The 10587-nt window shown below is 61.9% G+C and carries 8 protein-coding genes and 1 tRNA gene; all 9 read left to right on the top strand.

Annotated features, from left to right (window positions below; all coding sequences use genetic code 11):
- The first annotated feature begins 169 nt into the window (after window positions 1–169).
- Window positions 170–243 (top strand) — tRNA-Gln (locus JMJ95_RS01415).
- Between the two features lie 81 nt (window positions 244–324).
- Complete coding sequence (gene glmU, locus JMJ95_RS01410) at window positions 325–1743, top strand: bifunctional UDP-N-acetylglucosamine diphosphorylase/glucosamine-1-phosphate N-acetyltransferase GlmU (RefSeq protein WP_290681559.1); 1419 nt, start codon at window positions 325–327, stop codon at window positions 1741–1743.
- Complete coding sequence (locus tag JMJ95_RS01405; RefSeq protein ID WP_290681565.1) at window positions 1743–2711, top strand: ribose-phosphate pyrophosphokinase; 969 nt, start codon at window positions 1743–1745, stop codon at window positions 2709–2711. The genes glmU and JMJ95_RS01405 overlap by 1 nt, the downstream gene beginning before the upstream one ends.
- A 60-nt stretch (window positions 2712–2771) precedes the next feature.
- Complete coding sequence (locus JMJ95_RS01400; protein ID WP_290681556.1) at window positions 2772–3425, top strand: 50S ribosomal protein L25; 654 nt, start codon at window positions 2772–2774, stop codon at window positions 3423–3425.
- A gap of 6 nt (window positions 3426–3431) precedes the next feature.
- Window positions 3432–3998: an aminoacyl-tRNA hydrolase gene (gene pth / locus JMJ95_RS01395; protein WP_290681553.1), complete on the top strand. Its 567-nt coding sequence runs from the start codon at window positions 3432–3434 to the stop codon at window positions 3996–3998.
- A 45-nt stretch (window positions 3999–4043) separates the two neighbouring features.
- Window positions 4044–7157, top strand: a complete 3114-nt coding sequence (locus JMJ95_RS01390) for a DEAD/DEAH box helicase (protein ID WP_290681550.1) — start codon at window positions 4044–4046, stop codon at window positions 7155–7157.
- Window positions 7158–7970 carry a nucleoside triphosphate pyrophosphohydrolase gene (gene mazG, locus JMJ95_RS01385; protein WP_290681547.1) on the top strand — a complete coding sequence of 271 codons (813 nt, stop codon included), beginning with the start codon at window positions 7158–7160 and terminating at the stop codon, window positions 7968–7970.
- 48 nt (window positions 7971–8018) lie between these two features.
- Entirely contained in the window at window positions 8019–9524 is a 1506-nt protein-coding gene (locus tag JMJ95_RS01380) for a pyruvate carboxylase subunit B (RefSeq protein ID WP_290681545.1), read from the top strand.
- A gap of 30 nt (window positions 9525–9554) precedes the next feature.
- Window positions 9555–10565: a PhoH family protein gene (locus tag JMJ95_RS01375; protein ID WP_290681543.1), complete on the top strand. Its 1011-nt coding sequence runs from the start codon at window positions 9555–9557 to the stop codon at window positions 10563–10565.
- Window positions 10566–10587 lie beyond the last annotated feature (22 nt).

Genomic DNA, 10587 nt, shown 5'->3' with positions numbered 1-10587 from the left:
ACAGACACTCAGGATGACAGACCTTGAGGTTCCGCTCAGGTTGACAAGCCGTCTCGATCCCTTGTTTATGCTCAGGCTCTTTCGCTGTACAATAGGTTCCGGGAAAATGTTAAGAGAAGTCGTATTTCTTGACACCCCAAGAACCTCTGTTACTATATTGTGGTTGCGATGGGGTGTAGCCAAGCGGCAAGGCAGCGGACTTTGGATCCGCCATCGCTGGTTCGAATCCAGCCACCCCAGCCAGACAGCATTGAGGAAGGGGACCAGGAGCGGCTCCCTTTTTTTGTCGTTGCCTAAAATTTACACACAAAGGTGTTGATTCTCTTGTCAGGCTCTGAAGGAGTCACAGGGGCTCTGGTTCTCGCGGCGGGGAAAGGAACCAGGATGAAGAGCGACCTCCCGAAGGTTTTGCTTCCTGCCCTTGACCAGCCGGTTCTTTTTTACGTCCTCCGTGTTCTCGAACGGCTCGGGGCCGCCGGATCGGTGAACGCCTCGGCGGTCGTGGTGGGGCACAAGGGGGAGATGGTCAGGGACTATCTTTCCGATGAGTGGCCCGGAACGGTCCCCATCTGGCAGCACCAGCAGCTCGGCACGGGCCATGCCGTCCAGATCGCCAAGGAGTGGTGGGCCGGTTTCGACCATCTGCTCGTCCTTCCGGGGGATGTTCCCCTGCTCACCGAAGCCGCCCTCGCCCGCCTGGTGGAGGACCACAAAAAGGAAGGGGCGGACTGTTCGTTCATCAGCTTCCGCGCCCTCAACCCCTACGGTTACGGAAGGGTCGTCCGGTCGGAGAACGGGGTGTCCATAGTGGAAGAGAAGGACGCCTCGGAGGAGCAGAAGCTCCTCTCGGAAGTCAACAGCGGCGTCTACATTTTCAGGGTCTCCTCCCTTCTTCCCCATATTTACCGTCTTGACAACGAAAACGCCCAGGGAGAATACTATCTTCCCGACATCATCGCCATGATGGTTCGGGACGGCATGATCGTCCGCCCCGTGAATTCGGGAAGCGAGGACGAGTTCCGGGGCATCAACACCCCCCGGCAGCTTGCCGAGGCGGTTTCCCTGATCCGGGAGGCCGTAGTGGAAGCCCATCTCGCGGCGGGCGTCAGGATGCTGGACCCGTCGTCGGTGTGGATCGGCCCCAGGGTGACCATCGCGGAGGACGTTTCCGTGGACCCCTTCGTGCAGATCTGGGGCCGTACGTCCATCGGCAGGGGCAGCCGCATCGGCGGTTTTTCCGTCCTCAGGAACATGACCCTGGGGTGCGGGGCCGAGGTGGTGAGCCACGCCGTCCTCAGCGACAGCACCCTTGGGGACGGTGTGAAGGTCGGGCCCTTCATCGTTATCCGGGACGGGTCGGTGTTCGCCGAAAAAGCCCAGGGGGGCAAGTTCGTTGAAATCAAGAAATCCCGCATCGGCAGGGGGAGCAAGGTGCCCCATCTCGCCTACATGGGGGATGCCGCGGTGGGCGAGGAGACCAACATCGGCGCGGGGACCATCACCTGCAACTACGACGGGGTGAAAAAGAACCCCACGGTGATCGGCGACCGGTGCTTCGTGGGCAGCGACACCATGCTTGTGGCGCCGGTGACCCTGGGAGACGGCGCTACAACGGCGGCGGGATCGGTGGTCACCCAGGATGTGCCTGAGGGGGCTCTCGCGGTCGGCCGGGCGCGGCAGCGGAACATCGAAGGATGGGCTGAGAGAAAAAGGAGAACGGCGAATGGAGGACACCAGAAATGATGGGGACCAACACGCGGGATCTGATGATCTTTTCCGGAACGGCTCATCCGTCCTTTGCGCGCAGAATCTGCAGTGAACTGGGGATCGAGCTTTCCCGGGCGAAGCACTTCCGCTTTTCCGACGGAGAGATCGGTCTTTCCATAGAGGAGAGCGTCCGGGGAGCGGATGTTTTCGTCGTGCAGCCCACCTGCAACCCGGTGAACGAGAACCTGGTGGAGTTGCTGATCATGATCGATGCCCTGAAGCGGGCGTCGGCCTTCCGGATCAACGTGGTCTGCCCCTACTTCGGCTATGCCCGGCAGGACAGGAAGACCAAGCCCAGAGACCCCATCTCCGCCAAACTTATGGCCAACCTGCTCACCGGCGCCGGGGCGGACAGGGTTATTTCCGCCGATCTTCACGCCGGGCAGATCCAGGGCTTTTTTGACATCCCCCTGGACCATCTCACGGGTATGCCCCTCCTGGGGAGCTATTTCAAGGAGAACATCGCCGAGAGCCAGGCCAGCGGCTCCCTGGTGGTGGTGGCCCCCGACGTGGGGGGGGTGGTCCGGGCCAGGAAGTTCGCCGGCAGCCTGAAGGCCGACCTCGCCATCGTGGACAAACGCAGGTCCCACGAAGTGGCCAACCTCTGCGAGGTTATGGACATCATCGGCGACGTCAGCGGGAAGACCGCCGTCCTGGTGGACGACATCATCGACACCGCCGGCACCATCTGCAACGCCGCCGCCCTCATAAAGGATCGGGGAGCGGTGAAAGTTTTCGCCTGCGCCACCCACGGCGTGCTTTCGGGGCCTGCGCTGGAGCGCCTCGAGAATTCGGGGATCGACAAGGTCGTTTTGACCGACACAATCCCATTGCTTGAGAGCAAGAAATCGGATAAAATCATTCAATTGTCAATAGCCCCCCTTTTCGCGGAAGCCATTTTGAGGGTCCACAGCGACCGTTCGGTGAGCAGCCTCTTCGACTAGGCTGTCGTAAATTTCCTGCTTCCGCAGCGGGGATCGTATTTTAAGGAGGATGTGTCGGTTATGTCGGAAATTGTGAAGGTAGTTCTTGAAGCACGGGAAGGAAAAGGCAAGGAAGCCTGCAGCAAACTGCGCCCTGCGGGGTATGTGCCCTGCGTCGTGTATGGTCCCGATTATCCCGAGTCCGTCGCTGCGAAGGTGAAGCTCTCCGATATCTCGAAAGTCGTCGCTTCCGGCCACTGGGAAACCCAGACCATGCTTCTCACCCTGCCCGGCGGCAAGGAAGAGATGGGCATCATGAGGGAAGTCCAGAAGGACATCCTCAACGGAAAGATTCTTCACGTGGACTTCATGCAGCTCGTGCAGGGACACAAGATCACCGTGAACGTGCCCGTGGAGCTGATCGGCCGCGATGTTTGCGCCGGAGTGAAGCTCGGCGGCGTTATCGACCACCTCCTCCATGAAATTTCCATGGAAGTGCTTCCCGGTCAGATCCCCGATTCCGTGGCGGTGGACGTCTCCTCCATGAAGCTCGGCGCCCAGGTCCACGTGAAGGATATCGCCGTTCCCCAGGGAGCTTCCGTCCTCTCCGACCCCGACGAAGTCGTGGTCACCGTGATGATCCCCAGGGGCATCTCCGAGGCCGAGGAAACGGGCGAGGAGCAGAAGGAAGTGGAAGTCGTCGGCAAGGGCAAGGGCAAGGACGAGGAGGAGTAATCCCGGTTGAAGATCATCGCCGGATTGGGCAATCCCGGGCCGGAGTACGTCTTTTCAAGGCACAACGCGGGATGGCTCGTGGTGGATCACCTTGTGGGCCGGTTTTCCTGCGGAACCCCGAGGATGCAGTTTTCCTCCATGGCCTGGACCCATTTCCGAAACGGGGAAAAACTTCTTCTCCTCAAGCCGCTGACCTACATGAACCTCAGCGGCAGGGCCGTCCGTGAGGCGGTGGACTATTTCTCCCTCTCCTGGGAAAACGACGTCCTCGTGGTATACGACGACGCGGCCCTTCCCTACGGGAAGCTCCGGCTGCGGAAGAAAGGCTCCGCGGGAGGCCATAAGGGGATGCAGTCCGTCCTCGGGATGGCGGGTACCCTGTATGTCTGCAGGCTGCGGGTCGGCGTGGGGGCAGCCCCCGGAGAGAACATGGTGTCCTGGGTCCTCGGGTCCTTTTCGGCCGGTGAGCGGTCGGGTTTGCCCGACCTTCTCGACAGGGCCGCCGACGCTGTGGAGCTCTGGTGTACCGAAGGCGCCGACAAGGCGATGAATGCGATCAACGCAACGGTCTGACGAGGCGGCGGGATACCCGTCGCCTTTTCGCAGGATGGAGATGTCATGAGAAACGCCTCCGCCCCCGCGGGTAACAGAATCTGGGATCTCGACGAACGTCTCTGGACGGGAGGCACCGCTCTTCACCTTCCCCTCGACGGCGCGGCCCGGTGCTGGGTCTGCAGAAACCCCGCTTCCCCCGCCCTTCTTGTCTTTCCCGACACGAAACAGGCTGCCATGTTCTGCTCCGACTGGGAGACCCTCTTTCCCGGAGAGCGGGTCCGGCTGCTGCACGAAATTCCCCTGACACCTCACGGTGTGACGGACAGGGCCCTCCCCGTCCAGCGGGGGGAAACTCTCGCCCGGTGGAGGGAAGAAGGGGGCATCCTCGCGGCGAGCGGGGGCGCCCTTCTCGGCCCGGTGTACAAGGGCAGCAGGGACATCCGCATCACCACCGGGAAGGAGTACCGCCGGGAGAACCTTCTCGACTGGCTCGTCCATGCCGGGTACGAGCGGTCCGACATCGTCTGGGCGCCGGGACAGTTCATCTTCCGGGGGTACATTCTGGACGTGTTCGACCCCGCCTATGCCCATCCCCTCCGGTTCGAGTTTTTCGACGAAACCGTCGAAAGCGTGCGCAGCTTCTCTCCGCGCACCCAGACCAGCGTGGGCTTGCTGGACGAGGCCGACATCCACTCCCTCAGCACGTCGAAGGAAGCTTCCCTGTTCTCCTTTTTCCCCGAAAACGCCGTCTCCGTTTTCTTCGAGCCGGCGAAGATCGAAGTGTCGGCCGGCTCCTACGCTCTGCTCTGGAAGGACATCGTGGAGGCCGAAGGCAGGGGCGCCGCTCTTCCCGGCTGGAACGAGATTTTCCTGCGCCTCGCGTCCCGGCCCAGGCTCAGGGTCACCGCGTCGGCATCCTTCTCCGAGGCCGGTGTGAACCTGGAAGAGATTCCCCCTTTTCGGGGCAACATGGACAAGTTCCGGTGGATGTGCGACTCCTGGAAGAAGGACGGCTATTCCCTCTTCCTCGCCACGAAGAACCGGCGCATTCTCTCCTTCGGCGAGGAGGCTTCCGTTCATCCCGTGGACGGCACCCTCTCGAAAGGGTTTCTCGATCCCGAATCCCGGATCGCCTACATTTCCGACCTCGAGCTGGCGGGAATATCGGAAAAGATCACCGGCCCGGGCATGCTCTCCGCTCCTCCGCGGGAGTGGAGCGACCGGCTCTCGGAAGGGCAGCTCCTGGTCCACGAGGACTATGGCCTCTGCGTCTTCCGGGGTTCCGAGGAGGTTACCGTGGCCGGGGAGGTGATGGACAGCCTCATCCTCGAGTTCGACGGAAACCGGCGGCTGTTCCTTCCCGTCCTCCAGCTCCACAAGATCACCCCTCTGCCGGACCATATGAGCGGCGACGTGCGCCTCGACTCCCTCCGGGGCGTGAAGTGGAAAAAGAGCGTGGCCAAAACGAGGGAGCGGGTGCAGCAGGAGGTCAGGGGGCTGCTGGAGCTTTATGCAAAACGGGAGCTGGCGGAGGGCTTCGCCTTTCCGCCTCCCGACGGTCTGTACCGCGAGTTCGAGGAGGCCTTCCCGCACGTGGAGACCAAAGACCAGCTCACCGCCTGCGCCGAGGTGGCCGCCGACATGGAGCGTCCCTACCCCATGGACCGGCTTCTCGTGGGCGACGTGGGCTACGGCAAGACAGAGGTGGCCGCCCGGGCGGCCTTCAAGGCCGTCCAGGGAGGAAAACAGGCGGCTGTGCTCGTTCCCACCACCATCCTCGCCCAGCAGCACTACATGTCCTTCTCGGCCCGCATGACGGGTTTCCCGGTGAACGTGGCCCTGCTCTCCAGGTTCTCGTCAAAAAAAGAGCAGCGCATGGTGCTGGAGGCAACCGCGTCCGGAAGGGTGGATATCCTCATCGGGACGGCGCGGATGCTCCAGAAGGACGTGGTCTTCAAAGATCTCGGCCTCATCGTCGTGGACGAGGAGCACCGCTTCGGCGTCCTGTCCAAGGAAAAGCTCAAGGAGGCCCGGGAGAACGTGGACGTGCTCATGCTCTCCGCCACTCCCATTCCCCGGACCCTGGCCCTCTCCCTGAAGGGCATGAGGAGCATCTCCCTGCTCAATGAACCGCCCCGCAACCGGATGCCGGTCATCACGGCGGCGGGCCCATGGAACACAGGAATAGTGAAATCGGCCGTCGCCAGGGAGCTGGAGCGGGGCGGGCAGGTTTTCTACGTGTCCAACCGGATCTACCGGCTTGACGAGCGGGCATCCTTCCTGCGGAAGCTCTTTCCCTCCGCTTCCCTCGGGATCGCCCACGGCAGGATGAAGGAAAACGAGCTTGAAGAGACCATGCTGAAATTTTATAATGGAGAGATTGATATCCTTCTCTGTACCACGATCATCGAGAGCGGCCTGGACGTTCCCGGAGCCAACACGCTCATCGTGGAGGACTGCCAGGAGCTCGGACTCGCCCAGATGTACCAGCTCAGGGGCCGTGTCGGCCGGAGGGAGGAATCTTCCTTCGCCTACTTCCTCTACCCCGAGGGGCACCCCCTGGGGAAGGAGACCCTCGAGCGACTGGACGCCATCACGACCCTCAACGAGGGGGGGGCAGGATACGATCTCGCCCTGGAGGATCTCCGGATCCGGGGAAGCGGCGACCTGCTGGGCACGTCCCAGCACGGCAGCGAAAGGGGCAGGGCGGACTCGTACCTGTACTACGCCATGCTGGAGGAGGAAATAGCGAAGCTCCGGGGGACCCTCCCGTCCTCGGCGGAGGTGGCGGTCGATATTCCGTGCCTCATCCCGGCCTCCTACATCCCCCAGGAGACCATCAGGATCGCCCTCTACCGCAGGCTGCTCCGGGTCGACGGTCCCGAGGATCTTCGGGAGCTCGAAAAGGAAGTGCTGGACAGGTTCGGTCCCCTGCCGCCCCCCCTGAAGAATCTCTTTTCAGTATCTTTGCTGCGGTCACGGGGCGGAAAGTATGGTATCTTGTCTGTGGAATGCGGGAAAAGAGATACTGTCCTTCGGGGCAGGGGCCCTGTGTTCGACGATCTGAAAAAAAGAAAGAACTGGTATGCATCGGAGGGAAAGATTACGGGCCCGGGCGGATCCGCGGGCCTGGCCGATGTGCTTCATGCCCTCCGTCACGGAAAGCAGGTGCGGTGAATGAACGAAAACTGCGGCAGCGCCTTCGGGGAGCTCGTGTCGGTGATGAGCCGCCTCCGGGCTCCGGGCGGGTGCCCCTGGGACAGGGAGCAGACCCTCGAAAGCCTGCGCGCCTATATCGTGGAGGAAGCCTACGAGCTCGTGGATGCGGTGACGAGGAGCGACAGCGACGACATCCGGGAGGAGTGCGGCGACGTGCTGCTTCAGGTGGTTTTCGTGTCCCAGATAGCCTCGGAGATGGGCCTTTTCTCAGTTGAAGACGTGATCCGGGGGCTGGTGGAGAAGCTGGTCCGCAGGCACCCCCATGTGTTCGGCCATGCCCGGGCCGACTCGAGCGGCGACGTGCTGCGGAACTGGGAGCAGATCAAGACCGGCGAAAAGGAAAACAAAAAAAAGAAGGACACCTCCCTCCTTGCGGGTGTGCCGGAGGGCATGCCCCCCCTGGCCAAGGCCTACCGGATCCAGGGCAAGGCGGCCCACGTGGGTTTCGACTGGCCGAAGGGCGATCTATCCCCCCTGTATGGTAAAGTGGAGGAAGAAATGACCGAGCTCCGGGAAGCGGCAGAGGACGGAGCTCCTGAAAAAATAGAGGACGAGATGGGCGACCTTCTCTTCGCCGCCGTCAACCTTGCCCGTCACCTCGGCGTGAACCCCGACTCCGCCCTGGGAAGGGCCAACAGGAAATTCACCGGGCGGTTCCGGCGGGTGGAGCAGTACGTGGCGGAGGATGCCCGGCCCTGGAGCGAATATACTCCGGAAGAGCTTGACCGGCTCTGGGAAGAGGCGAAGTCTTCGCCTCTCGCGGCGGATTGAGAACAAAAGCACGGGAAATAACAAAATCAGTATGGAGGAGAAAAGTAGATGACGAACGAAAAAAAGAACAAGGCAGCGACTCCGGCCCCTCCGGCCGAAGCGGCGAAAGTACAGGAGGCGCCCGAAGCGGTAACCGCCGATTCCTCCGCATCCCACAGGGTGCCCCGCAAGGTAGGCATCACCGACACGACTCTCCGGGACGGGCACCAGTCCCTTATGGCCACCCGCATGAGCATCTCGGACATGACCCCCGTCGTGGAGATGATGGACGAGGTGGGCTTCCACTCCATGGAAGTCTGGGGCGGAGCCACCTTCGACACCTGCATGCGCTTTCTCGACGAGGACCCCTGGGAGAGGCTCCGCACCCTCCGTAAGCTCTTCAAGAAGACGAAGCTCCAGATGCTCCTCCGGGGCCAGAACGTGGTGGGATACCGCCACTACGCCGACGACACCGTCCGGGAGTTCGTAAAGCGGGCCGTTGGCAACGGCCTTGACATCATCCGGGTGTTCGACGCCCTCAACGACCTCCGGAACATGGAAGTGGCAGCGGACCAGATCAAGAAGGAAGGGGCCCACCTGCAGCTTGCCTTCTCCTTCACCCTGTCCCCGGTGCACTCCCTCGACGCCTTCGCCAAGCTCTCCCGGGAGATGAAGTCCATGGGCGCCGACTCCATCTGCATCAAGGACATGGCCGGCATCATCAGCCCCGTGGAGACCGCCGCCCTCGTCAGGACCATCAAGAAGGAGACCGGTCTCCCCGTGCAGATTCACTCCCACTACACCAGCGGCATGGCCTCCATGGCCTATTTCGCCGGTCTCGAGGCGGGCGCCGACGTGGTGGACTGCGCCATCTCCCCCTTTGCCCAGGGCACCAGTCAGCCCCCCATCGAATCCCTGGTGGCGGGCATGAAGGGCGGGGAGTTCGACACGGACATCGACCTTAAAAAGCTCGTCCCCATCGCTAACCACTTTAAGAAAGTCCGGGAGAAGTACTCCAAGATCTTCGTCGACCTCGGCGGCGTGGACATCAACGTCCTCATGTACCAGATCCCCGGGGGCATGTACTCCAACCTGATCAGCCAGCTTAAGGACCAGAATGCCCTTCACCGGCTGCCCGAAGTGCTGGATGAGGTTCCCAGGGTCCGGAAGGAAATGGGCTATCCTCCCCTCGTCACCCCCACCAGCCAGATCGTGGGCACCCAGGCTACCCTCAACGTCCTCGTGGGCGAGCGCTGGAAGATCGTTCCAAAGGAAGTGCGCAGCTACTTCCTCGGCCAGTACGGCAAGCCGCCCGCAGAGCTGGACCCGGAGATCCAGAAGAAAGTCATCGGCGACGAGATTCCCATTACCTGCAGGCCCGCCGAGAACATCGCCCCCGAACTTGAGGCGGCCGCGAAGGCCGTGGAGCCCTGGATCCTCCAGCCGGAGGACGTGCTCAGTTATGTTCTGTTCCCCGCCGTGGCGAAGGATTTCCTCATGCGGAAGTTCGCCCGGGAGATGAAGGTGGACGTTGGCGTGTCCGAACTGGTGGACGGTGCGGGGTATCCCGTATAGCAGAGTGAAAGGCGGCGACGAACCGGTTCTATGACGAATATTAACGTAAATGACACGGTTGAGACGGGGTTTTCCATCAAGGAGGTAGAGTTTTCGGACTTAGACTCCATGTCCCGGTTTGCCGGGAAGGATGACGAAAACATCGCCGCCATCGAAGAGCGATATCCCGTCCGGCTTGTCGTGAGGGGCAACCGGGTCGCGGTGCGCGGCCCGGACGGAGGAGTGGTGGACATGGTCCATTCGCTTCTGGAGCAACTCCACACGATCGCCGGGAAGGGGCACCTTCTCCATCTGGCCGACGTGCGCTACGCCATGGACATGATAGCGGAGAGGGGGTCGGTGGATCTCGCTCCCCTCTTCTCCGAGGTCATATGCACTACCGCCCGGGGAAAGCCCATCAGGGCGAAGACCGAGGGGCAGAGAAAATATCTCGAGGCGGTGCGGAACAACCACATCGTTTTCGCCATCGGACCGGCAGGCACGGGCAAAACGTACCTGGCGGTCTGCCATGCAGTGGCCCTCCTCAAGGCGGCGGCTATCAGCCGCATCGTCCTCGTTCGCCCGGCGGTGGAGGCAGGCGAAAGTCTCGGCTACCTTCCCGGCGACCTCCGGGAAAAGGTGGAGCCCTATGTCCGCCCCCTCTACGACGCCTTTTACGACCTCCTGTCCCCGGAGCGGTTCTTGCGCTACGTGGACAAGGGCGTCATCGAAATCGCCCCCCTCGCCTACATGAGGGGGCGAACCCTCAACGACAGTTTCATCATTCTCGACGAGGCCCAGAACACCACCCCCGAGCAGATGAAGATGTTCCTTACCCGCCTCGGCTTCGGGTCCAAGGCGGTCATCACCGGCGACATCACCCAGGTGGACCTGCCCGCAGGCAAGCAGTCTGGCCTCAGGCAGGTGAGGGACATTCTCTACGGCATCGATGGCATCGAGTTTTTCTACCTCACCCATTCCGACGTGGTGCGCCACGAAATCGTCCAGCAGGTGGTGAAGGCTTACGAGCGTTATGAGCAGCAGCGGGAACAGTCAGACTAGGAACCTCTTCAGCCAGGTAAAA

Origin of the sequence: Aminivibrio sp. (genome assembly GCF_016756745.1) — a bacterium.
Classification (GTDB): Bacteria; Synergistota; Synergistia; order Synergistales; family Aminobacteriaceae; genus Aminivibrio.
This window is presented reverse-complemented; position numbering and strand designations above follow the sequence as displayed.

Coding starts and splice junctions, on each gene's coding strand:
- JMJ95_RS01405 (WP_290681565.1), top strand. CDS start 1,743: ATGGGGACCAACACGCGGGATCTGATGATCTTTTCCGGAACGGCTCAT.
- JMJ95_RS01400 (WP_290681556.1), top strand. CDS start 2,772: ATGTCGGAAATTGTGAAGGTAGTTCTTGAAGCACGGGAAGGAAAAGGC.
- JMJ95_RS01390 (WP_290681550.1), top strand. CDS start 4,044: ATGAGAAACGCCTCCGCCCCCGCGGGTAACAGAATCTGGGATCTCGAC.
- mazG (WP_290681547.1), top strand. CDS start 7,158: ATGAACGAAAACTGCGGCAGCGCCTTCGGGGAGCTCGTGTCGGTGATG.
- JMJ95_RS01380 (WP_290681545.1), top strand. CDS start 8,019: ATGACGAACGAAAAAAAGAACAAGGCAGCGACTCCGGCCCCTCCGGCC.
- JMJ95_RS01375 (WP_290681543.1), top strand. CDS start 9,555: ATGACGAATATTAACGTAAATGACACGGTTGAGACGGGGTTTTCCATC.